This window comes from Deinococcus metalli (genome assembly GCF_014201805.1).
In the GTDB taxonomy this organism is placed as follows: Bacteria; Deinococcota; Deinococci; order Deinococcales; family Deinococcaceae; genus Deinococcus; species Deinococcus metalli.
In genome coordinates this window covers 255,441-277,335 of the sequence record NZ_JACHFK010000005.1, presented here as the reverse complement: position 1 = coordinate 277,335, position 21,895 = coordinate 255,441, and the positions used below count along the sequence as shown (strand labels likewise).

Genomic DNA, 21,895 nt, shown 5'->3' with positions numbered 1-21,895 from the left:
GGACACCACGGCGTCCCACCCTGCGACTGACCGAACGCCGTCGCACGTGGCCCCATACGCTCGGGGGCGGCCCCTTGCTCCTCGTGCTCAGTTGACGTCGGCTCACTCGCTCATGGGCGCGCAGCGCCCGGGCGGTGACGGTGACGCCGCCCGTGGCAAGGACGCAGTCCCACGCCAACGAGCCCCCGTGTCAGGCCAGCCTGAATGACGTGGCGACCACATGCCCAGCGCAGCGCCACTCCCCGTCCACCAGGTTTCGAGCGCGTTTACGAGGTCAGCGGCAACGCGCCGGCCGCCCGGCGCGACGGAGACGTCGCCCCTCTGCTGCGCAGCTCTTCGAGTCTGGGGGAGGGGGCTGGGGGTGGGGCTTCCCTTACGCCCCGTACTTGTTCAACTTCAGCGCATTCGCCATCAGCAGCGGCATCACGTCCGTGCCGCGCCGCAGCCCGAGGCTGCCCTTGAGCGCTTCGTCCTCGGTGTAGCGCGTGGCGGCGTCCTTGCGGCCGTAATTGCTGCGGATCAGCAGCGGCACAGGGTGCCACGAGTGCGTGGCGAGCTTGCTGGGCGTGCTGTGGTCACCGACGATGGCGATCACGTCGGGGTTCAGTGCAAGGAGCTGCGGCAGCAACTCGTCGAAGATCTCGATCTTGTGGACCTTCTCGGGGAAGTCGCCGTCCTCGCCGGTGGAGTCGGTCTTCTTGACGTGGAAGTAGAAGAAATCGTACTTGCTCCAGTTGTCCTTCAGGGCCTGCACCTTGCCGTCCAGGGCGTCCTCGTGGCCCTCGACGGGCAGGACGTCCATGCCAACCAGGCTGGCGAGGCCCTTGTACATGGGGTAGCTGGCGATGCACGCGGCGCGCAGCTGGTAGGCGTCGTCGAAGCTGGGGAAGTGCGGCACGTCGCTGTAGCCGCGGAACAGCACGCCGTTCACCTGCGGTTCGTCCTTCAGGGCGGCCTCGGCGCGCTGGACGAAGGTGTTGACGAGGTCGGCGGTCTTCTGGCTGGCGTCGTCGTGGGCGACGGCGGTCATGGGCTGCACGCCGGTCGCCTGCGGGTCGACGTCGCTGAGGTTCGCACCCAGGGCGGGGCCGCCGTTCGCGCGGAACACGACCACGAAGCGGTGCTCGGATTCGGTGTAGATCTCGACGGGCGTGCCGCCGATGTCGCTGATGGCCTCCCGCAGTCTGCCGACGATCTCGGCATTCTTCTCGTCGCTGGGGCGGCCGGCGCGGCGGTCGTCGACGATGCGGTTGCCGCCCAGGGTGGCGAAGTTGCCGCGCACGGCGACGTCGCCCGCGCCGAGTTTCACGCCGATGCCGACGGCCGAGAGCGCCCCGCGGCCCACGACGTAGTGCAGCGGGTCGTAGCCGAAGAGGCTGAGGTGGCCGGGGCCGCTGCCGGGCGTGATGCCGGCGCCGACGAGTTCGACCTGGCCGAGCTGGGCTTCGCGGGCCAGGGCGTCGAGGTTGGGGGTGACGGCGGTGGCGAGTTCGGTATCGCCGCCCAGCTCCAGCGGCAGGCCACCGATGCCGTCGAGCACGACCATCAGGATCTTGCTGTCGGTTTTCTTGGCGAGGTCACGGATGGTATCCAGCAGGTCACTCATGGGGGCAGTGTACGCCGGGCACCGCCACGCCCCGGTCAGGCATATGGGCAGGGGCACAGGCCGGAAGGGCCGCCATGGGTGCCGGTCAGCGGCTCTGGAGGAACCCGAGGACGCGCCGCGTCAGCAGCTCGGCGGCGCCGGGGTCGTAGGACGGCAGGCTGCGGTCCGCGAACAGGTGCTGGGTGCCGGGGTACAGGAACAGTTCGGCGTCGGGGGTCGAGGCCACCAGGGCGCGGGCAGCGTCGATATCGCCGTCCTCGACGAAGAACGGGTCGCCGTCCATCGCGTGGATCTGTGCGGGAACGCCCTCCGGCCACGCCCCGAACTCGGCGGCGGGCACGCACGCGTGCAGCAGCAGGGCGCCGCGCGCGCCCGGCCGGGTCTGCGCGAGCTGCTGCGCGGGCATGACCCCCAGCGAGAAGCCCGCGTACACGAGGGCCTCAGGGAGGTCGTCCGCCGCGCGCACGCCGGCGTCGAGCAGGGCGCCGAAGCCGAGTTCCCGGGCGTGGGCGATGCCCGCGTCCAGAGTGTCGAAGGTGCGGCCGTGGTACAGGTCCGGCGTGTGGACGGTGTGTCCGGCGCCGCGCAGGTCGTCCGCGAAGGCGAGGAAGCCCGGCGTCTGGCCCTGGGCGTGGTGGAACAGCAGAAGTTCAGCCATGACCGTAGGGTACCGGCCATTGCCGTCAGGAGTTGACGTCAATAGCCGGATTCCTGGAGACGGTCACGGCTCCCGCCTGACGGCCGCCGGCGCCGGGAAGCCGCAACGCAACAGGCCACCCCCGAGTGGGAGTGGCCCGGCAGGACCTGCTGCTCAGTTGCCGTCGACGTGGCCGTCGAGGGGGTCGTTCGCGGCGCGGTTGCGCTGCTCGGTGATCGCGGCGACGTCCGCCTCGGCCTGCGCCTCGGTGCGGGCGGCCTTGCGGGTGGCGATGAAGGTGCCGATCCCGGCGATCAGGCCCATGCCGGTCCAGAAGATGGCCGGGGGCATGTGGGCGCTGATGCCCAGGTGGTACAGCTCGCTGACCTGCTCGACCGTCTCGATGCCGAGTTTCAGCGCGATCCAGCCGATCAGCACGTACGCGACGTCGTCCAGCGCGGGAAAGCGGTCGAGGAGCTTGAGGAAGAAGGTGCTCGCGAAGCGCACCAGGATCAGGCCCATGACGCCGCCGGCCACCACGATCCAGAAGCCGGTGGGCGTGTCGCGCATGGCAGGCTTGAGCAGCGCCACGCCGGCCAGAATCGAATCCACCGAGAACGCGAGGTTCACGAGGTTCAGGCTGATGACCACGTTCCAGAACGAGCCCGTGAGTTCGCGGGGCGCGTCGTCGTGGCCACCACGCTTGACGAAGTGCGCGATCACCAGATACGCCAGGTACGCCGCCCCGAACGCGCGCAGGAACCAGTACTTGATGATGAAGCTGGCGAGCAGCACGCCCGCGAGTCGCAGGGCCATGGCGCCCCACATCACGTAGGTCAGGGCTTTTTGCTGGAGGTTCGCGGGCAGGGGCCGCACCATCACGGCCATGACCAGCGCGTTGTCGGCAGACAGCAGCCCTTCCAGCACGGCGAGGGTCGCCAGGATCACGATGATTTCAGTGTTCACGTTCGGTCGCTCCTGGCCCCACAACCACCTCGGGGGCGGCTCAAGAGGCTCGGTCTGCGCAGTCTACCGGCCGCACAGCGCCGCCATGGTTCACCCGCGTGAACACAACGCACCAAAACGCTCACGCAGGAAGCTGTCCGGTGTCGTCCAGCAGGGGGTACGGTTCGTTCCGCTCGCGGCAGGCGGCGCTCAGGTCCGGGTATGCCCACTCGAAAGCGCGGTTCCGCAACTCGTCGGGGGACAGCTGCGGCGCGGCGTACATGCCGGCCGCGAGGCGCTGGCGCTGCGCCTCGAACAGGATGGTGGCTGCGGCGACCGACACGTTCAGGCTCTGCACCATGCCGTACATGGGAATGACGATGTTGGCGTCGGCCGCCTCGGCCGCCGCGTCGTTCACGCCCCACTTCTCGGCGCCCAGCAGCACGCAGGTGGGGCGGGTGTAGTCGGCGTCGCGGTAGTCCACGCTGCGCTGCGAGAGGTGCGTGGCGAGCACCTGGAAGCCCCGCGCCTGCAATCCGCGCACGGCGCCCACGGCGTCGGCATGGCGCTGTACGCGCACCCACTTGTGCGCGCTGCCGGACGTGGCCTCGAAGGCGTGGCCCTCGAACTCCAGGGGGCGGCCATCGTCCGGCGGGACGGCGTGCGCTTCCAGCACGCCCACGGCGTCGCAGGTGCGGATAATCGCGGAGAGGTTGTGGGGCTTGTTGACCTGATCCATCAGCACGGTCAGGGTGGGCTGGCGCCTGTGCAGCACGCGCAGGATCTTGGCGTAACGCTCCGGGGTCATCACGGCGCAGGGTAGCAGAGCGGGCGGCCACCCACGTCCGCCGCGCCCGATCACGGCCCGATCACGCCCGCCGTGCACACTGTGGAGCGAGCTGCGGCCGCCGCCTTGGGGGAGGAGACGGCCAGCGGCGCTGCGCGGCCCTGACAACGGACCGCCGCGCCCCGGGGGGAATGCATGCAGGAACCGCAACCGACCATCCGCGTGAGCCGCATTCACTGCTATGACGAGCGCGACGGCACGCCCGATCCGCCCACATGGCTGATGTCCTTCCGGACGGACGCCGAACTGGAGCCCCATCCCGCCACGGCCCACGACGAGGACACCGGCGGGGGCCGCACGCCGGAACCGCCGCACCGTCAGGCGATGTGAGCGCCGGGCCGGGTCACGGTGCCGTGCCGTTCAGGCCCGCCAGCCCGCGTTCGATGGCCTGCCGGTGGTGGCGGGTCTGGTACGCGGCCATGCGCAGCCAGTCCAGCGCGTCCAGCTGACCCATGAAGGGGTGGTAGTACGTGCGCGTGGGATCGGCGGGCGCGGTCACTGTCAGCAGCTCGCGGGTCGCGGCGTGCCGCTCGAGCACCTGCTCGGGCGTGTGGTCGCCGGCGGGAATGGTGTTGGCCGGCGCCTGACGCCGGCCCTCCCGGTACTCGCCGGGCACCTCCGGCGGCTGGCGAATGGCCTTGTCCGACAGCAGCAGCCGCGCCAGGCGCCCGGTGCCCTCATTGATGATCACGGTGTGTTCGGCCTCCTGCGCGGGCGTCCACTCGCGGCCGGGCAGCACGGTGGTCCAGTGCGGCGCGGCGGCGCGGATCACGGCCTCCAGGGCGTCCAGCTCCCGGTGCATGCGGCTGACCAGGTCCTCCGGGGTGGGGTACGCGGCGCGCAGGGCGGCCAGCTGCTCCTGTTCGCTGGGCGGAACGTGACCGGCAGATGTCATGCTGCCAGTGTACGGCGGGGCTGCCTGGACAAGCGGCGCGCCGCGCGGCCCGCCGGTGGTGCTAGCCTCTGCGGCGCACGGTTCGGGCGGCCCGCCGCCCTGGCCCGTCCCGGAGGTGTTCGTCCATGACCCCAGCCCCGACCATTCCGCGCGCCCTGGCCCTGCTGCTGCTGGGCGCTCCGCTGACCGTTTCCGCCCAGACCGCGCCCGCCCGGACGGTGAAGGTGGGCGTGATCATGCCGTTTTCCGGCGTGTACGCGCAGATCGGCGAGGAGGGCCTGCGCGGCTTCTCGCTGTACCTGGACTCCATCGGGAACCGCGTGGCCGGGCGCGGCATCGTGGTCGTGCGCGAGGACGAGGAAGCCGATCCGGCGGTCGCGCTGCGCAAGGCGAACAAGCTGATCAGCGCCGACCGCGTGGACCTGCTGGCGGGCGTGGTGCTCACGCCCAGCGCCTACGCCCTCGCGCCGGTGGTGGAAAAGGCGCAGGTGCCGCTGGTGGTGTTCAATTCGCTGGGCAACGACCTGACCCGCAGCCGCCGCACGCCGTGGGTGTTCCGGGCGTCGGGGTCCGGGTGGCAGTTCAGCAATCCCTTCGGCACCTACGTGGCGCAGAAGGTCAGCAAGAACGTGTTCCTGCTGGGCGCGGACTACGCCTTCGGGCACGACTCCGTGAACGACTTCAAGGCGTCGTACACCGCGGCCGGCGGCAAGGTCGCCGGCGAGGTCTACACGCCGCTGGGCAGCGCCGATTTCAGTCCGTACCTGGCGCGCATCGCGGCGGCCCGGCCCGACGCCATCTACGCCTTCCTGAGCGGCAGCGACGCCGTGCTGTTCCTCAAGCAGTTCGCGCAGTTCGGCCTGAACCGCTCGGTGAAACTGACCGTGTCCGGCGAGATGATGGACGAGAAGCTGCTGAACTCGGTGGGCGACGCCGTGGTGGGGGCCATCAGCGTGGGGCCATGGGTGCAGAACCTGCCGACGGCGCAGAACAAGATCTTCGTGGACGCGTACCGCAAGAAATACGGCGACACGCCGGGCGTATTCGCGGAGCGCGGCTGGGACACGGCGCGCGTGATCGTGGAAGCGCTCAAGACGACCCGGGGACGTACGGACGACAAGCCCGCCCTGCTCGCCGCGCTGCGGGGCGTGCGCTTCCAGTCGCCGCGCGGACCCTTCGCGTTCGATCCGGTCACGCAGAACGTCGTGAACACCATCTATGTCCGCCGGGTCGCCAAGGGCCAGGGCGGACTGGTGAACGTGCTGGTCAGCAGCCTGGGCGCGTTCCCGGACCCCGGCAAGTAACAGCGCTCACGCGCGCTGGAACAGGGCCGCGCCGTCGTCCCGCTCCGTCTGCCGCAGGTCGGCCCGCGCCGTCAGATACTCCGCGAGCGCGCCGGTCTGATCGAGCAGCAGCAGGGCCTGCACGGGATTCAGGCGCGGAAAGAGTACGTGCGTCAGATCGTGGACGGTGATGGGCTCGCGGGCAGCCTCCAGCACGCTGCCGAGCTTGTCTGCGTAGCGCGCCCGCAACTGCGAGGTCCGGCCGCGCCACTCGGGCATCGGACCGTTGTGCCCGCCCAGCGCGAGCCGCACGCCCTCCAGCGCCTCGACCCGGCCAAGGGACGCGAGATAGTGCGCGAGGCCGGCGCCCGGCTGCATGCGCTGCGGCATCAGCGGCGGGGAGTTGTGCGGCAGGAGGTGATCCGCGCTCAGCAGCACGTCGTCCACGCGCAGGCACACCTGCGAGCCCTCGTGACCCGGCGTGTGGATGACCGTCAGGAGGTCGTCCAGCACGTCGCCGTCGTGCAGGGGCGTGTCCACCGGCACGCCCGTCGGCAGGGCGAGGTTCCCGGCCCGGCGGCGCAGGCGCTCGGCGTAGGAGCTGTCCGCCGGGATGCCCGCCCAGGTGAGCTGTTCCTCGATGGCGGCAAGGTGGGCGCCCTGCCGCTCGTGCGGGCGCTCGATGGCCGGCACCGCGCTGTGGAACGCAGCGACCGGCGCGGCCGTGCGGCTGCGGACGAAGGGCAGTCCCGCCACGTGGTCCGGGTGCGGGTGCGTGATCACGATCCGCGACAGCGTGTCCCACGAGCACGTCTCGCCGAAGTCCGCACGCAGCGCGTCCAGGCCGGCATCCAGGGCCGCAGTGCTGTCGTGGTGGCTGCTGCCCACGTCGATCAGGGCGGCGTCTTCAGGCTGGGAGGGGTCGCCGCGCACGACCACGAAGGCGTTGGCGGGCAGGTGCGGGAAGGCCGGCACCGGCAGCCGGTACACGCGCACGCCACCGGACGTGACGTGGCGCGTGGGCAGCACGGTGGAGAGCGCGGTCATGCGCGCACTGTAGAGCGTGGGCCGCGCAGAGGGAGTCGGGCCTAGCTGTCCGGCAGCCGGCGCACCGGCAGGCGCACCCAGCCGTGCCGCGACACCCAGCGCAGCGCGGCGACGACGGCCGCGCCCCCGAACTGCGCCTGGAACGGCGTGACGTGCGGGTGCAGCGCCCACACCGTGAAGGCCCCGGCGGCGGCGGCGGTGGCGTACAGCTGCTCGCGGCGGTACATCACCTCCGGCACCTCGTTGGCGATCAGGTCGCGGATGATGCCGCCGCCCACGCCCGACAGCATCCCCGCGAAGATCACGCCGAGTGGCCCCAGCCCGAAGTTGATGGCGCCCAGCGCGCCGGACGCCGCGAACAGCGCCAGCCCCACGGTGTCGAACACGTTCAGGGTGCGCTCGAAGCGGGCCAGCCGCTCTCCGAAGCCGAAGGCCAGCGCCGCGCCCAGCAGCGCCGCCCACAGGTACGTCTCGTCGCGCAGGAACACCGGCGGGGTCTGACCGGTCAGGGTGTCGCGGATCGCGCCGCCGCCCACGGCAGTCACGCAGCCGAGCACCAGCACGCCGAACAGGTCGAAGCGCTTGCGCACGCCCAGCAGCGCGCCGGACATCGCGAAGGCCAGGATGCCGACCAGGTCCAGGGCGCGCAGCCCGGCGGCCAGGGTGATCGGAGCCCACTGGAGTTCGTGCACGCCCCACTGTAATCAGATTTCTGCGGCGTCAGGGAGCACCCCACGGCCCGCCACGACCTCCCGGGGACGCGTCCGGCCGGCGTCGTGTGCGGCCAGGACGACCCGCGCCCGGCGGAACGACACCACACATGCCGCGTTCTGTTTAGGGCAGAATGATGGAGCTATGGCCCGAGTCAAGACGAAAGATGCTGCTCCCACTCCGCCCTCTCCGTACGCGCACCTGGACGCCTTCGACGCGCTGATGGCGACGGCCGCCGTGGACAGCCGCGTGCGGGCGCTGGCCGAGAGCGGCGCCGATCCCCAGACCGTGAACGCGGCGCTCACGGAGGCGCTGGTGCACGCGCAGCGGCGCTGGGGCCTGGGCCTGCACCACCTGCGCCACACGGCCGAACTCGCCGGCGACGAGGACACGCCGGACATCGCCCTGCTCACGGACGGCGCCCGCACCGCGCTGGTCAGCAGCGGCTCGGCCGCCATCGCCGCCGCGTACGCGCCCATGCAGGCGCTGGACGAGCGCGGCCTGAGCCTGTGGGGCGCGCTGCCGGACGGCCACCGCGTGCCGGCCGACGCGCCCTTCGCGACCCTCAAGGCCCTGATCGAGGAGGCCCGCGACTTCGAGACGCAGTGGATGCCCGCCCGCGGCGGCGCCCTGAGCCGCGTGTGGCGCTCCGGCGACACGCTGATGGTCGAGGCCTCGCGCCCGGCCTCGCCGCAGGAAGCGCTGTCGGACGCTGCGTGGGACGTGATCACCAGCATCAAGGACCGCACCTTTCAGCGCGAGCTGATGAGCCGCAGCGAGGAGGTCGGGCTGCTGGGCGCGCTGCTCGCGGCCCGTCATGCCGGCGCGAGCGCGACCCTCAGCCGCCTCCCTGAGGCGCACTTCACCGTGCAGGCCGTGGTCGTGACCCTGGCGGGCAGCGAGGCGCGCAGCGCCGAGGGCTACCGCACGGCCCTCAGGGCCGCCTCCGCCGAACTCGACGAGCACCAGGCGGGCGCCACGCGGCAGCTCGCGCAGGTGCTCAAGCACGGCCTGCGCGGCAGCTAAGTGCCGGGCCGCCCGGCGTGTCCAGCCGGACCCTCCGCCGCTGTCCACACAACCGGTCAGTAACGTCCACAGCGTGCAAAGTCCATGAAAGTTGCGGCTGTGACGTGATTTATACGACATTTCCCGGCGAGACCTGAAAGAGGGGTGTAAGGTCGGACGAGGCACACTCGTCCTCATGAGGGAGCGCTCTCACCACCTCCAGGGAATGTTCACGATCGCGGCGATCGTGGCCTCCAGTGCCCTGAATTACGGGTACACCCTGCTGCTGGGGCGCGTCCTGAACGCGGAGGGCTACGGCGCCTACGCGAGCTTCACCTCGCTGTTCATGATCCTGGCCGCGCTGCCCGTCGCGTTCCAGCAGGCCCAGGCGCGCCGCAGCGACGGTCAGCTGTCCCGCGTGGCGGTGACGTGGGGAGCGGTCGCGGGCGGCCTCCTGCTGCTGGGTGCCGTGCCCCTGGGGCCGCTGCTGGGCGTGCCGGCCGCGTGGGTGATGGCCTTCGCGCTCACCCTGCCGGGCATGGTGCTGCTGGGCGCGTGGCGCGGCGCGGCGCAGCGGGACGGCCGCGTGCTGGCCTTCGGGGGCAGCCTGATCGCCGAGCACGGCCTCAAGATCGCCCTGACCTTCCCGCTGCTGCACGTGCTGGGCGGCCCGGTCGCGGCGGTCACGGCGACGCTGGCCGGCGTGCTGCTGGCGCTGCCGCTGGTCCGGCCGGCCGGACCGGACGCCGGCGCGCGCCTGCGCTCGGACGCTACCGCGCTGCCCCTGGCCCTGGCAGCGGCGAGCCAGTCGGCGCTGCTGTACGGCGACGTGCTGCTGGGCGGTATGCACCTGCACGCCGGGGACGCCGGCGTGTACGCGGCGGCGGCCACGCTGGCGCGCGCGGTGTTCTTCGCCGGATGGGCGGTGCAGGTCGCCGTGTTCCCCGTGGTCGCGCGTGGCGACGCGGCGCACGGCCGACTGCTCGGCACGGCGCTGGGCGGCACGCTGCTGCTCGCCGGAGTGCCCGCCGCCCTGTTCGCTGTGTGGCCGCAGGTCTTCGCCGGCCTCGCCTTCGGGCCGGCGCTCGGAGCGCAGGTTGCCGCGGTGCTCCCGGCCTGCGCGGCGGGCACGCTGCTGCTCACGCTGGGCGCCACGGTCCTCAACCACCTGCTCGCCGCCGGCAGCGCCGCCACCGTGGGCCGCAGCGCCGGCCTGTACGCCGGCGGCGCGGCCGTCCTGGCCGTGCTGGCCCTGTCACTCGGCTCGACTCCGTCCTCGCTCGCCCTGGCCGCCCTGATCGGCAAGGGCGCGCTGCTGCCCGCATCCTTCCTCGTCCTCTTCACCACCCTGAACCGGAGACCCGTGTATGTCCTACGCTGAGTTCGAACGCTGGCGCGACACGCCGCTGGAGCGCGTCACCCTGAGCATCGTCGTTCCCGCCTACAACGAGGCCGAACGCATGCTGCCCACCCTGGCCGCCTTCGCCGTGGCCGTGAGCGACCTGAACGAGCCGTGGGAACTCATCCTCAGTGACGACGGCAGCCGCGACGGCACGGCGGCCCTGGCCCGCGGCCTGGGCTGGGCAAACCTGCGGGTCATCGAGCACGCGAACACTGGCAAGGGCGGCGCGGTGCGCCGGGGCGTGCTCGCGTCGCGCGGCGACCTGGTGCTGTTCGCCGACGCCGACAACTCCACTCCCATCGAGGAACTGCCGCGCCTGATCGCGGAGATCCGCGGCGGCGCCCACATCGCCGTGGGCTCGCGCGCGGCGGGCGGCGCGGTCGAGGCGGGCAAGAGCGCGCTGCGCCGGGCGGTGTCCGGCACGCTGCGCTCGATCACGCGGCTGTCCACCGGCGTCGGCCTGCAGGACACGCAGTGCGGCTTCAAGCTGTTCCGCGGCGAGGTCGCCCGCGACCTGTTCCGCCGACAGCGCATGGACGGCTTCTCCTTTGACCTGGAACTGCTGTACCTAGCCGCGCGCGACGGCCTGCGCGTCGCCGAGGTGCCGGTCATGTGGGTGGACGCGCCGGACTCGAAGGTCGAGCCCATCAAGGACGGACTGAAATTCCTGCGTGACATCGTGCAGATCCGGCGGGTGCATGCCCGGCGCACGCCCGAGTCGCGCGCGGGCCTGCACATCGCCGTCGTGAGCGCGTATCCGCCGGGGCGGCGCAGCCTGAACGAGTACGGCCTGCACCTGTCGCGCGTGCTGGCCGAGAAGGTCGAGGTCTCGCACGTGACCGTCATCGCCGACCGCCTGCCTGCCGCGCAGGAAGCGCAGGCCGCCGTCGCGGACGCGCCGAACGTCCGGCGGGTGTGGAGCTTCAACGATTCGCTGAGCGCCGTGAAGATCCTGTGGGCGCTGCGGCGCGCGCGGCCGGACGCCGTGATCTTCAACCTGCAGATGGCGTCGTTCGGTGACCGCCGTGTGCCGGCCGCCCTGGGCCTGCTGACCCCGATGCTGGCGCGGCTGGGCGGCCTCCCGACCATCACGCTGCTGCACAACCTGTTCGAGACCGTGGATCTGGACACCGCCGGCTTCGGCGGCCATCCCCTCAAGACCTTGGTCACGCGCACATTCGGCCGGCTGTTCACGCGGGCGCTGCTCGCGTCGAACCTCGTGGCGACCACCATGCCCCGCTACGTGAAGCTGCTGCGCGAACGCTACGGCGCGCAGAACGTGTTCCTTGCGCCGCACGGGACCTTCCAGGTGCCGCAGGTGCCGGAACTGCTGCCGCTGCTGCCCACCGTGATGGCCTTCGGGAAGTTTGGAACATACAAGCGCGTCGAGGTGCTGCTCCAGGCGCACGAGATCCTGCTCAACCGCAATCCGCAGGTGCGGCTGGTCATCGCGGGCAGCGACACGCCCAACGCGCCGGGTTACCTGGCAGGCGTGCAGCGCGAGTACGCGCACCTGCCGAACGTGCACTTCACCGGCTACGTGGCCGAGGACGCCGTGCCCGGCGTGTTTTCTGGCGCGACCGTCGTGGCCTTCCCGTACTCCGCGACGACCGGGTCGAGCGGGGTGCTGCACCAGGCCGGCGAATTCGGGCGCGCCGCGGTCATGCCGCGCATCGGGGACCTCGCGGACCTGATCGAGGAGGAGGGCTACCGCGCCGAGTACTTCACGCCGGACGACCCGGACAGCCTCGCGGACGCCCTGTGGCGCGTGCTGGCCGACCCTCGGCACGCAGCGGCGCTCGGTGAGGCCAACTGGTGCGTGGCGTCGGGCCTGCCGCTCTCGGACGTCGCGGACTGGTATCTGCTGCACCTGGAAGCGCTGGTGGACCACCCGGCCTTCACGGCCAGCGTGGCGGGGGTAAACGTATGAACAGCACGCCGATCACGCTCAGGATCGACACGACCGATCACGGCGGGTGCCGCACCCTGCGCCTCCAGGGCCGGCTGGACGCCCACCAGGTGGGCGCCCTGATGGGCGCGGCCGAACCGCTCGCCATGACCACGCGGCTCGACCTGGCGGGCGTGAACTTCATGGACTCCAGCGGCCTGGCGTCGCTGGTGCGGCTGAACCGCGCGGCCACCGTCCAGAACGTGAAACTCGAGATCGTGAACGTCCGCGACGCCGCGAGGCTCGCCATGGAGATCACCGGCCTGTACAGCCTGCTTCCCGTCGTGGAGGACAGGTCCGCAGCGGACGGCGCCGCGCATGGTTCCGCCTGATCCGCGCGCGTCCGCCGGCCCGTGGCCCGGCACCACCGTGCTGGCGGAGACGGTGGACGCCGACGCCGTGTATGCCGAGCTGGTCACGCAGGTGGCGGACATCAGCGACCAGGTGGTGTTCCTCCAGCGCCTGATCCCGCAGGTGCTGGGCCTCACGAACGACGCGCAGGCCGCGGGTCTGGTGCAGGAAGCGGCGCTGCTGCTCAACACGCCGCGCGCCGCGCTGTTCCTCGACGGCCACTGGGTGGGGGACGCGCCCGGCTGGCTCCAGGGGTACCCGGCCCCGCAGCAGCCGTTCGTCCAGAGCGCGGGCCGCGTGTACACCGGCCCGCCGTACCGCGACGCGTGGCGGCCCACCGCGCTGCTGGCCGCGCCGTTCCCGCGCGGCTGGGTGGCGCTGTGGGGCAAGCGGCAGTTCCAGGCGGGCGAGCGGCGCCTGCTCGAGGCCTTCGTGAAGCTGCTCGACTCGGCGCTGCAGGCGGTGCTGGCCCGGCAGAAGGCGGCACACCACGCGGCCGAGCAGCGGGACCGCGCACAGGCGCGCGAGGTGTGGCGCAGCGTGATTCCCATTCGCCTGGACGATCCGCCCGGGTACCGCCTGGCGGTGCACTCGCAGCCGGCCAGCGATTTCGGCGGGGATTTCCAGTTCCAGGAACGCGACTGGCTGGTACTGGGCGACGTGAGCGGCAAGGGCCTGCCCGCCGCGATCCTGACCGCAATGTTCGCCGCGACCCTGCCCCTGGCAGCCCGCCGTGACGACCTGGCCGGGGAACTGTCGGAGGCGCTGTACCGGCACCTGGAACGCGCGGAGTCCTTCTGCACGCTGGCGGCGCTGCGCGTGTCCGCGGCGGGCGGCGTGCGGGTCGTGAACCTGGGGCACCCGCCGGCCCTGCTGCGGCGCGCCGACGGCACGCTGGAACGCTTTGCGTCGCAGGCCCCGCCGCTGGGCACCTTCCCGGTGGAGGGCGTCGAGGGCGTGCCGGTGTGGCTGCACCCGGGCGACCAGCTCATGCTGTACAGCGACGGCCTGAACGAGGCGGAGCCCGAGCACGGCGACGTGCCCGGAGCGCAGCTTGGCCTCGGGGCCGTGCAGCGGATCGCGGCGGCGTCGGACACGCCGGACGGCTTCATCGAGCGGGCACTGGACGCGCTGCGCGGCTACCGGGTCATGGACGACCTGACCCTGCTGGCCGTGCAGCGTGATCCGTCGCAGCGCAGCGTCACGCTGACCCTGCCCGGCACCCTCGACCGGCTGCCGGAACTGGGCGACGCGCTGCGTGCCGTGGCCGGCGACGACCATCCGGCCCTGATGGGCGCGGAACTGGCCGTCACGGAGCTCGTCGTGAACGCCGTGAAGCATGGCCGGGCCACGCACCTCACGCTGCGCGCCCACGCAGATACCGAGCACATCTACGTGACGCTCAGCGACGACGGCGGGCCGCACGATCCGACGACGCAGCCGGCCGGGCCCGCCGGCGAGCTGCGCGAGCACGGCTACGGCCTGCTGATCGTGCGCCGCTGCACCGAGCTGTGGGCCTATGCCCGCAGCGCCGACCTCAACCGCCAGACCCTGCACTTTCGTGCCCCCGCGCTCTGATCCCCCCTGCAACCTTCCCGAGCAAGGAGACCCCGGATGAACATGACGGACCCGACCCCCCGCCCCGACGGCCACGCGCTGAGCGTTTCCGGCCGCCTGGACGCGCAGACCGCCTCGGCCTTCCGGGCCGCGCTGAGCAGCCACGTCGCCGCGCACCGCGGGCACCTGTACCTGGACCTCGCGGACGTGAGCTTCATGGATTCCAGCGCCCTGGCCGGCGTCGTGGCGACCCTCAAGGCGCTGCGGGCCCGCGGGGACGAGCTGCGCCTGACCGGAGCCGGGCCCGCCGTGCGCGAACTGCTGTCCCTGACCATGCTCGACCGGGTGCTGCCCCTGCGCGAGGACATGGCATGAGCCGCGGGCCGGTCCTGACGCCGGGTTCGCCCCCTGGACTGCCGCGGCCGCGGCCGGGCAGCCCGTGACCACCTGGATTCCCGCCAACGCGACGCTGTTCGGGCAGATCGAGGCCCAGCACGTCCTGGTGGTCGAGGATTCGCCGGCCATGCGGCTGCTGGTGCGCCACATCCTGAAGGAGGCCGGGCACCACCCGGTCGTGGTGGGCAGTGTCCCGGAGGCCCTGGCGGAACTGAACGTGGGCGCCGTGGACGTGATCGTCAGTGACCTGTATCTGCCGGGCGAGAGCGGCCTGGACCTGCTGCGGAGGCTCCGGGCCCAGCCCGGCGCGCCGCCCATGGTGATGCTCACGAGTGCCGGCGAGGACCGTCTGCGGGAGGAGGCGGTGGCGCTGGGCGCGCGGGCCTTCCTGACCAAGCCGTTCAGCCGGCACGAGCTGCTCGACGCGGTGTTCCTGGCCAGCCGGCCGCACTGAGGCCCGCGTGAGGCTGCGCTTCCCGGCCCGCCCGCCGCTGTCCTGGCCGGCGTGGCTGCCAGCCCCTTCCGCCGCGCAGCCCGGCGCCGCGGCGACCCGGCCAGCGGCCCTCAGCCGGGACGAGCGGGCCGGGCGGCAGCTACTGGCGCTGGCGCTGCTGCTGGTCGCGGTGCTGCACGGCAGCCAGCTGCTGGGCGGCAGCTTCCTGCGCACCTACGACGCCCTGATCCACGTGTTCTTCGGGTCGCACTACGCGCACGCGTGGTTCGATCCGTGGGAACCGCGCTGGTACACCGGGTTCTCGCTGACGTCGTACCCACCGCTGAGCCACTACCTGATCGGGGCGCTGTCGTACCCGCTGGGGCTGCTGGGCGCGTTCGCCGCCACGCAGCTCCTCGCGCTGAGCGGCATGGCGGTCGGCATCTACCGGTTCGGCAAGCTGCTGGTGCCGGCCCGCGCGGCCGGATACGGCGCCGTGATCCTGGTGCTGTCGAGTTCCATCGCAGAGACCGTGCAGGTGTTCGGGCAGCTGCCCACCACCCTGAGCCTGGGACTGCTGCTGAACGCCATTCCGTACGCGGCCGGGTATATCCGCACCGGCCGCAAGCAGCTGCTCCTGAAGGGCGCGGCGTTCACGGCCGCCACGACCGCCGCGCACCACGTGACCACACTGTTCGGCTCGGTGTTCTTCATCGCGCCTGTCGTGCTGGCGCTGGTGCTGGAGGGCGCCGCCCGCCCCCGCCCGGGCGAGCCGCAGGGCCGCCGCCTGCCCGCCCGCATGGGCCGGCGCGTGTACCGGCTGCTGCCCCGGCTGTACCGCAGCGGCGTGTACGGCGCCCTGGCGATCACGGCGCTGGTCGTGGTGGTCTTGCCGTACTGGCTGTGGAGCCGCGCGGACCCGATCACGCAGGTGACCATTCCGCACGGCAGCCGCGAGAACTTCCTGGTGCGCCGGGATTTCGGGTTCATGTTCTGGCTGGTGCCGTGGGCGTCGCTGCTGCCGCTGTACGTGGACGCCGTCCGGCGCGGGCTCCAGCCGTACCGCACGCTGCCGCGCTGGCCCGTCACGGCCAGCATCCTGCTGCTGACGCTGCTCGGCACCGGCGGCACCACGCCCATCCCGAAGCTGCTCCTGCGCGGGTCGTTCTACATCCTGACGCTCGACCGCTTCACGTTCTGGGCGTCGATCCTGATCCTGCCGTACGCGGGCCTGGTGGTCGAGTCGTGGCGGCACGGCGCGCTGCGGTCGCTGGCGGTGGCGCGGCTGGGCCGGCGCGTGCACCGCGCCCTGAGCGTGCTGGGCCTGGCCGGCGCGGCGACCCTGTCGGTGCTGGTGTGCACCCTGACGTACCAGCGCAAGTTCCAGCCGGACCGCATCGACGTGGCCCCGCTGGTCCGGTTCCTGGAGCAGGGCGACCACCTGCGCTACCGCTACATGACGCTGGGCTTCGGGGACCAGATGGCGTGGCTGGCGGCGAACACGAAGGCGACCAGCCCCGACGGGAACTACCACTCGGCGCGCAAGTTGCCGGAGATGACCACCACGCCCGTCGAGCGGCTGGAGGGCGCGAAGTACACCGGCGTGCCGGGCCTGGCGAGCCTGACGCAGTTCCTGACCATGCCCGAGAAGTACAACCTGCGCTTCATCCTGTCGAACGACGCGTTCTACGACCCCATGCTGCACGCGCTCGGCTGGGAGCGCCAGGGCGTGCTGCCGGGCAACATCATGGTGTGGGAGCACCCGGGCATTCCCGCGCTGCCCACCCGGCTGCCCCGCCGGGAGCTGCCCGCGTGGCAGCGCCTGATGTGGGGCGTGCTTCCGCCCGGCGCGGCCATCGGTGCGCTGCTGAGCCTGGCGGTGCGGGTGCCGCCGGTCCGCGCGCCGCGGCCCACGCGGCTGTTCTGGGTGCGCTGGCTGCGCGAGGACAGCGCGCCGGCGCCGGCGGGAAGCGGCGCGTGGTGGGGCCGGCTGGCCCGCCTCCAGCCGCTGGGCCGCTGGCGCTCGCGCCTGCGCCGGCGCGGACGGCTGGGCGTGCGCGAACGCTGGCGCGCGGCGCTGCTGCTGGCCGCCGTGGGGCTGCTGGGGCTGGGCAGCGCCGCGTGGGTACTGAAGCCCCGCTCAACCGTACAGAGCACGATTCTGGCGTACTGGGACGCCATCGACTTCAAACGCTTCGGTGACGCGTACGCGTTCATCGAGCCGCAGGCGGGCCTGACCGAGGAGCGCTGGCGGCTCGACCTGTCGGTGGTGGGCGGTCTGCGCAGCGGGTACGCGAAGCTCGACAGCCTGAAGGTGCTGGACGTGGCGTACACCGGCGCCCCGGAGCGCGTGGGCAGCGTGGCGAGCGCCCGCGTGCAGCTCACGTGGTTCACGGCGCTGGGTGAGCGGCGCGAGATCATCCGTCAGGAGTTCCGCCACACGTCCGCCGGCTGGCGCGTGCTGGCCCGGCCCCAGCTCAGCGTGCGCCCGCCGGAGCGCTTCGAGCCGCTGCCCGCCCTGGCCGGGCCGCCCCCACAGGTACCGCTGGCCGAGCCGATCCGGGTGCTGACGTCGCGCGTCGTGGCCGCCCGGAGTGCGCCCGGCGCCCGGGAGGTCGTGGCGGTCGTCGGCGAGGTCGAGAACGTCGGGACGCGGCCAGCGGCGGTCACGATCACGGCCGCGCTCACGGCGGCAGACGGCAGCGAACTGGCGCGCAACGACGCGGCCGAGCGGGCACTGCACCACCTGCTGCCGGGCGAGCGCACGCCCTTCCTGGTGCGCTTCGACGGCGCCGGCATGGCTGTGAAACCGGGCGACATCGCCCAGTACCACGTGCGCGCCCAGGGCACGGCCAGCGAGCGCGCCACCGACCGCAGCCTGACCCTGTGGCGCCGCGGAGCCCAGGTGCGGGTGGAGAACACGGGCGCGACCGAGGCGACCATCACGAACGTGATCACGGCCCTGCGCGACCCGCGCGGCGTGGCGTGGGTCACCCAGTCCTTCCTGCTGGAGGCGGTGCCGCCCATGCAGTCCCGCACGGCGATCCTGAGCACGGCCCTGCCCGCCGGCTACCGCGAACTGCTGTCCCCTGCCCCTGCACCCGCCGGACCACGGACGGTCAGCGTGGTCGCGGACGCGTTCCGCCGGGAAGTGCCGTGACCCTGCGCGCCCCCCGCATGGCCGCCTGGGTCGGCACGGCGGCGCTGCTGGCCTCCGTCCTGTGCGCGTGCCACCGCCCGCCGCCCGCCGCCCCCGACGTGACGCTGTTGCCCCAGCCCGCCCAGCCGCCGCTGCTGCGCGTGACGCCCGGCCGCGCCACCCTCCAGGCCCGCGACGTGCCCACTGGCACGCCGTGGCGCATCCGCTGCGACTCGGCCACCGGGCCCTTCACGCGGGATGGCCGCGCCGGAGGCGGCCCGCTCGACCAGACGCTGCACCTGCCCGGCGGTGTGTACGGCTGCACCGGGCAGGTCGGGAGCGCGCGGGTGACTGCGGGGCCGGCCACGCCCGGCGCGGCCCTGCCTCGTCCGCCCCGCCCGGCCCCGGTGGCCGCGCTGGCCGCCGCCGCACGCGGCACGGTGACGGTCATGCCCGCCACCGTACGGATCGGGCAGCGTGAGCCGTGGGTGGTGCGCGCCGCCGTGCTCGACGCGTCGGGGGCACCGGTCCCCGACGGCACGCTGGTCACACTGACGGGACGTGGCCCGGCGGGCGCCGAGGTGGTCGCGGAGCGGGTCACGGTGAACGGCGAGGCCCAGTGGGCGCTGACCCCGGACCAGCCGGGAACGTGGACGCTGAACGTGCGCGCCGGGCCATGGCACGCCGCCCTGCGCGCCTCGGCCCGCTCGGCGCTGCTGGGCGGCACGCCGCCCGCGCTGTGGGGGGGCGACACGCTGAAGGTCGGTCCGCTCACCTGGGACGACGGAGCGCTGCCGGACGACGGCACCCCGGTCGAGGTGACCGCGCTGGACGCACGTGGCCGCAGCGTGTGGGCCACGCAGGGGTTCACGGTCCTGGGCCGTGTGGAGGTCGACATCCCGCGTCTGTCCAGCGCGCGGACGCTGCAGCTGGCGGTGGCCGGCACCACCGCCACGCTGCCGTGGGAGCAGCCGTGAGCGCGCCCGGACCGGCCGTGGCCGCTCGACCGGCCGACAGCCTCCGGGCACGGCGCGTGAAGCTGATCGTCTTCGCGCTGTTGCTGCTGGGCGCGGCGGCGGGCGCGCTGCTGGGCCTGCGGCTGCTCGGGAAGCTGTATCCGCGCGTGACGGTCGTGCAGGAGCAGGCGAGCGCCCTGAACCTGGCGCGGCGCCCCGAACCCGTGCCGCCGCTGCACTGGCAGCCGGGACCGGCCGACGCGGCGCTGGACGGCGTGTCGCGCGAGGACGTGCGGCTGGCGTACCTGCTGGCCCACGCGGAACTGACGTACGCGCGGCGCTCCGGCGACCTGACGGGCCTGCCGGGCCTGTTCACGGACTCGGCGCTGCGGCAGGCCCGGCTGGGAGCGCGCGGCCTGCTGCTCGACTGGAACCACCACGCCCAGGTGCGCCGCGTGACCGTGTCCGGTCCAGCACCAGCCGACGGCGACAGCGTGGAGCTGCGCGACGACTCCTGGGCGGCGACGGCCCGCCCGGCCGGGAAGACCTGGACGGACATCGTGGTGGCGCGGCGCACGCTGGACGTGACGCTGCGCCGCTGGGACGGCCGCTGGCGCATCTCGGCGCTGCGGCCGGTCCGGCAGGTGCAGCCCACGCCCGGTCCAGTCCGGACGCTCACGCCGGGGGTGGCCTCGTGGCGGGCGCTGACGCTGCCGAAAACGTGGGCCACGTGGACGCCCGACACCTGGGACATGTGGCTGGACCGCGCCCGCCGGCGGCACCTGGGGCCGCTGTGGGCGCCGCTGAGTTCGCCGCCCACCCGGGCAGAACTGCTGGCGCTGGGCATGGGACTGGACCGCGCCCGCCGCGCCGGGGTGGGTGTGGTGCCCGCCTTCACCACGCCGCTGACCCTGGAGGCCGTGCCGCTGCGCGCGCAGGTGATCGCCCAGTTGCCGCCGGGCACGCTGGCCTTCGATCCGGGTCCGCTCGATCCGTCGGACCCGGGCACGGTGGCCGCCCTGAACGCCCTGCGGCTCGGCGCGCCCCGCGTGGCCCTGGTGGCGACCCTGCGCGGGCACACGCCGGAGCCCTCGGCAGGCGCGCGGGCGGGCCTGTCGGGGACCGTGACGACCTCCCCCGCCGTGGCGACCGACCACCCGGAGACGCTGCTGGCCCTGCCGGCGCGGGGCCTGCTCCCTCCCCTGCCGTGGAAACGCCGGGCACTGGACGCGGCGCTGGCAGCGGCGGGCGAACGGGGCGGATGGCGGATTCCCCTGACCGACGTGCTCGGCCCGGACGGTCAGCCCACGGCGCGCGGAACGCGGCTCATCCGCGTGCCCGCCGCGCCCTGACGTTCGCGCGGCGGGTCCGCCACCCCTCCAGCGCGCACAGCAGCAGGAGCGGCAACCCCTCCAGCAGGAGTGCGGGCAGGCCGGGTGGCCGGGCGTCACCGCGCACGCCACGAGCTTCCGGGCGGTAGAAGCCCTGCGGGGTGAGCAGGCCACGCTGGCTGCCAGGCTCGTCGTACAGGGTGCCGACCTCGGCGCCGGCCGGGTGCGAGGCAAGGAAGCTCTGCACCTGCCACGCGCGGCGGGCGTCCGTCAGGGGCCAGCCCGGCCACCAGCGCAGGCGGTACGTGGGCCACGCGCCGCGCCCCACGCGGAACTCGACCGGTCCCGGCGCCCGGTCACCACGCAGGCCGATGGCGAGGTCCGGCCGCCGGTCGCGGATCACGCGCCGCCACACGTCCAGCCGCTCGGCACTGGGCGCCGCGCCGGGACCGAGCAGCACCCCCGCCAGCGGCTGATCCACGGGCAAGGCACGCAGCGCGGCGTCCAGCGCGGGCAGGCGCAGCGGGTCGAGGCGCGGGGCGCGCACATCCAGCATCACGGCCACGCGGGCGGCGTGCGCGGCGCTCAGCACCGTGGCCAGCGGCGCGGCCAGCGCGGCCACGGTGCGCGGGTCGGCGCCGGCGTCCACCTCCAGCAGCAGCGGCCCGAGCCCCAGGTCGCTCACCGCCGCGACGTCGCGGCGCAGCGTGTCGGCCGGGCGCGTCCACCAGCGCGGGCCGGCGCGCACCGCGCGGAAGGCGGTGGGAGGCACACCCAGGAGCGCGGGGGGCAGGGCCCGGTCCGCGGTCACGCGCTGGTGGTGGGTCCGCCAGGTGCCGTCGTCGAGCGTCATGCTGACGTCCAGCGTGCGGGCCGCGACGCGCAGCACCTCGGGCGTCGCAGCAGCGTCGGGATTCAGGGCCACGTAGCGGAACGTGTCGGTGAACGCGATGGTCGAGCCGTCCGGGGCGTAGAAGCGCAGCTGCGGCGCGTGCCCCCAGCTGAGCAGGGCGTCCCCGCCGGCGGCCACGGCCCGCGCGTCATCCAGGGCCGCTTCCTGGAACAGGTCGCCCAGGCCGGCGAGGTCGCCGCTGCGCGCGGCGTACCGCAGTTCCCGCTCGCCGCGCAGCCACGAGTCCGTGATCGCCTCACGGGTGTTGGCCTCCATGACGCGCGGGCCCCCCAGGTCCGGTCGCCACGCGAGCACCCCGCCGCCGTCGCCCAGCGCCCCCACGGCCGTCTGTGCGTCCGCGGCGGGCGTGGGGCCATGCCGGGCCGCGACCAGCGCCCGCACCCCCAGGCCCAGCAGCAGGGCGACCAGCGCGGCCACCGTCAGCACCGGCCAGGACGGCATCGCCCGGCGCCGGACACGGAGGAAGCGGGGGGCCACGCCCGCATTCAAGCAT

Annotated in this window: 20 protein-coding genes; 12 read left to right on the top strand and 8 right to left on the bottom strand. The window is 73.3% G+C overall.

Annotated features, from left to right (window positions below):
• Positions 1-373: 373 nt before the first annotated feature.
• The 4 genes from HNQ07_RS12005 to trmH all read right to left on the bottom strand — a co-directional run bounded on the left by HNQ07_RS12005 (position 374) and on the right by trmH (position 3,996).
• Positions 374-1,606, bottom strand: a complete 1,233-nt coding sequence (locus HNQ07_RS12005; RefSeq protein WP_184112052.1) for a 2,3-bisphosphoglycerate-independent phosphoglycerate mutase — start codon at positions 1,604-1,606, stop codon at positions 374-376.
• 85 nt (positions 1,607-1,691) lie between these two features.
• Positions 1,692-2,306: a dienelactone hydrolase family protein gene (locus tag HNQ07_RS12000; RefSeq protein WP_260322888.1), complete on the bottom strand. Its 615-nt coding sequence runs from the start codon at positions 2,304-2,306 to the stop codon at positions 1,692-1,694.
• Between the two features lie 111 nt (positions 2,307-2,417).
• Positions 2,418-3,209, bottom strand: coding sequence for a MeeY/MeeF family manganese export membrane protein (locus tag HNQ07_RS11995; RefSeq protein WP_184112048.1), 792 nt, complete (start codon positions 3,207-3,209; stop codon positions 2,418-2,420).
• A 121-nt stretch (positions 3,210-3,330) separates the two neighbouring features.
• The gene (gene trmH / locus HNQ07_RS11990; protein WP_184112046.1) at positions 3,331-3,996 is read right to left on the bottom strand and encodes a tRNA (guanosine(18)-2'-O)-methyltransferase TrmH; all 666 of its coding nucleotides are present in this window, start codon (positions 3,994-3,996) and stop codon (positions 3,331-3,333) included.
• 174 nt (positions 3,997-4,170) lie between these two features.
• Between trmH and HNQ07_RS11985 the strand changes: the two genes are divergently transcribed.
• A complete protein-coding gene (locus tag HNQ07_RS11985; protein ID WP_184112043.1) occupies positions 4,171-4,365 on the top strand; it encodes a hypothetical protein in 195 nt (64 codons plus the stop codon).
• Between the two features lie 13 nt (positions 4,366-4,378).
• Here the strand turns inward: HNQ07_RS11985 and HNQ07_RS11980 are convergent, their stop codons facing one another.
• Positions 4,379-4,930, bottom strand: coding sequence for a DinB family protein (locus tag HNQ07_RS11980; RefSeq protein WP_184112041.1), 552 nt, complete (start codon positions 4,928-4,930; stop codon positions 4,379-4,381).
• Between the two features lie 125 nt (positions 4,931-5,055).
• Between HNQ07_RS11980 and HNQ07_RS11975 the strand changes: the two genes are divergently transcribed.
• On the top strand, positions 5,056-6,234 hold the full coding sequence (locus HNQ07_RS11975) for an ABC transporter substrate-binding protein (RefSeq protein WP_184112039.1): 1,179 nt from the start codon (positions 5,056-5,058) through the stop codon (positions 6,232-6,234).
• Between the two features lie 6 nt (positions 6,235-6,240).
• On the opposite strand, the gene HNQ07_RS11970 is transcribed toward HNQ07_RS11975, so the two are convergent.
• The gene (locus HNQ07_RS11970) at positions 6,241-7,260 is read right to left on the bottom strand and encodes an MBL fold metallo-hydrolase (RefSeq protein WP_184112037.1); all 1,020 of its coding nucleotides are present in this window, start codon (positions 7,258-7,260) and stop codon (positions 6,241-6,243) included.
• A gap of 41 nt (positions 7,261-7,301) precedes the next feature.
• Positions 7,302-7,952, bottom strand: coding sequence for a trimeric intracellular cation channel family protein (locus HNQ07_RS11965; protein WP_184112035.1), 651 nt, complete (start codon positions 7,950-7,952; stop codon positions 7,302-7,304).
• A 163-nt stretch (positions 7,953-8,115) separates the two neighbouring features.
• Here HNQ07_RS11965 and HNQ07_RS11960 point away from each other — a divergent pair, with 163 nt between their 5' ends.
• The 10 genes from HNQ07_RS11960 to HNQ07_RS11915 all read left to right on the top strand — a co-directional run bounded on the left by HNQ07_RS11960 (position 8,116) and on the right by HNQ07_RS11915 (position 20,510).
• Positions 8,116-8,997 carry a DNA repair protein gene (locus HNQ07_RS11960; RefSeq protein WP_184112033.1) on the top strand — a complete coding sequence of 294 codons (882 nt, stop codon included), beginning with the start codon at positions 8,116-8,118 and terminating at the stop codon, positions 8,995-8,997.
• A gap of 175 nt (positions 8,998-9,172) precedes the next feature.
• Positions 9,173-10,357, top strand: a complete 1,185-nt coding sequence (locus HNQ07_RS11955) for an MATE family efflux transporter (protein ID WP_184112031.1) — start codon at positions 9,173-9,175, stop codon at positions 10,355-10,357.
• Positions 10,344-12,308 carry a glycosyltransferase gene (locus HNQ07_RS11950; RefSeq protein ID WP_184112029.1) on the top strand — a complete coding sequence of 655 codons (1,965 nt, stop codon included), beginning with the start codon at positions 10,344-10,346 and terminating at the stop codon, positions 12,306-12,308. Before HNQ07_RS11955 ends, HNQ07_RS11950 begins: the two co-directional genes overlap by 14 nt.
• A complete protein-coding gene (locus HNQ07_RS11945; RefSeq protein WP_184112027.1) occupies positions 12,305-12,658 on the top strand; it encodes an STAS domain-containing protein in 354 nt (117 codons plus the stop codon). Before HNQ07_RS11950 ends, HNQ07_RS11945 begins: the two co-directional genes overlap by 4 nt.
• A complete protein-coding gene (locus tag HNQ07_RS11940; protein ID WP_184112025.1) occupies positions 12,645-14,255 on the top strand; it encodes an ATP-binding SpoIIE family protein phosphatase in 1,611 nt (536 codons plus the stop codon). Before HNQ07_RS11945 ends, HNQ07_RS11940 begins: the two co-directional genes overlap by 14 nt.
• 42 nt (positions 14,256-14,297) lie before the next feature.
• Positions 14,298-14,609, top strand: a complete 312-nt coding sequence (locus HNQ07_RS11935; protein ID WP_184112023.1) for an STAS domain-containing protein — start codon at positions 14,298-14,300, stop codon at positions 14,607-14,609.
• A 64-nt stretch (positions 14,610-14,673) separates the two neighbouring features.
• Positions 14,674-15,084 (top strand): response regulator, encoded by a 411-nt coding sequence (locus tag HNQ07_RS11930; RefSeq protein WP_184112022.1) that lies wholly within the window; start codon positions 14,674-14,676, stop codon positions 15,082-15,084.
• A 7-nt stretch (positions 15,085-15,091) separates the two neighbouring features.
• A complete protein-coding gene (locus HNQ07_RS11925) occupies positions 15,092-18,223 on the top strand; it encodes a putative glycosyltransferase family protein (protein WP_184112021.1) in 3,132 nt (1,043 codons plus the stop codon).
• Positions 18,220-19,179 carry a hypothetical protein gene (locus HNQ07_RS11920; RefSeq protein WP_184112020.1) on the top strand — a complete coding sequence of 320 codons (960 nt, stop codon included), beginning with the start codon at positions 18,220-18,222 and terminating at the stop codon, positions 19,177-19,179. Before HNQ07_RS11925 ends, HNQ07_RS11920 begins: the two co-directional genes overlap by 4 nt.
• Complete coding sequence (locus HNQ07_RS11915; protein WP_184112019.1) at positions 19,176-20,510, top strand: hypothetical protein; 1,335 nt, start codon at positions 19,176-19,178, stop codon at positions 20,508-20,510. Before HNQ07_RS11920 ends, HNQ07_RS11915 begins: the two co-directional genes overlap by 4 nt.
• Here the strand turns inward: HNQ07_RS11915 and HNQ07_RS11910 are convergent.
• On the bottom strand, positions 20,485-21,879 hold the full coding sequence (locus HNQ07_RS11910) for a hypothetical protein (protein WP_184112018.1): 1,395 nt from the start codon (positions 21,877-21,879) through the stop codon (positions 20,485-20,487). The two genes, HNQ07_RS11915 and HNQ07_RS11910, sit on opposite strands and share 26 nt — an antisense overlap.
• Positions 21,880-21,895: the final 16 nt, after the last annotated feature.

Bases quoted from the DNA above. Each gene is read 5' to 3' on its own strand.
- HNQ07_RS12005 (WP_184112052.1), bottom strand. From the start codon at position 1,606: ATGAGTGACCTGCTGGATACCATCCGTGACCTCGCCAAGAAAACCGAC.
- trmH (WP_184112046.1), bottom strand. From the start codon at position 3,996: ATGACCCCGGAGCGTTACGCCAAGATCCTGCGCGTGCTGCACAGGCGC.
- HNQ07_RS11985 (WP_184112043.1), top strand. From the start codon at position 4,171: ATGCAGGAACCGCAACCGACCATCCGCGTGAGCCGCATTCACTGCTAT.
- HNQ07_RS11980 (WP_184112041.1), bottom strand. From the start codon at position 4,930: ATGACATCTGCCGGTCACGTTCCGCCCAGCGAACAGGAGCAGCTGGCC.
- HNQ07_RS11975 (WP_184112039.1), top strand. From the start codon at position 5,056: ATGACCCCAGCCCCGACCATTCCGCGCGCCCTGGCCCTGCTGCTGCTG.
- HNQ07_RS11970 (WP_184112037.1), bottom strand. From the start codon at position 7,260: ATGACCGCGCTCTCCACCGTGCTGCCCACGCGCCACGTCACGTCCGGT.
- HNQ07_RS11960 (WP_184112033.1), top strand. From the start codon at position 8,116: ATGGCCCGAGTCAAGACGAAAGATGCTGCTCCCACTCCGCCCTCTCCG.
- HNQ07_RS11955 (WP_184112031.1), top strand. From the start codon at position 9,173: ATGAGGGAGCGCTCTCACCACCTCCAGGGAATGTTCACGATCGCGGCG.
- HNQ07_RS11950 (WP_184112029.1), top strand. From the start codon at position 10,344: ATGTCCTACGCTGAGTTCGAACGCTGGCGCGACACGCCGCTGGAGCGC.
- HNQ07_RS11945 (WP_184112027.1), top strand. From the start codon at position 12,305: ATGAACAGCACGCCGATCACGCTCAGGATCGACACGACCGATCACGGC.
- HNQ07_RS11940 (WP_184112025.1), top strand. From the start codon at position 12,645: ATGGTTCCGCCTGATCCGCGCGCGTCCGCCGGCCCGTGGCCCGGCACC.
- HNQ07_RS11935 (WP_184112023.1), top strand. From the start codon at position 14,298: ATGACGGACCCGACCCCCCGCCCCGACGGCCACGCGCTGAGCGTTTCC.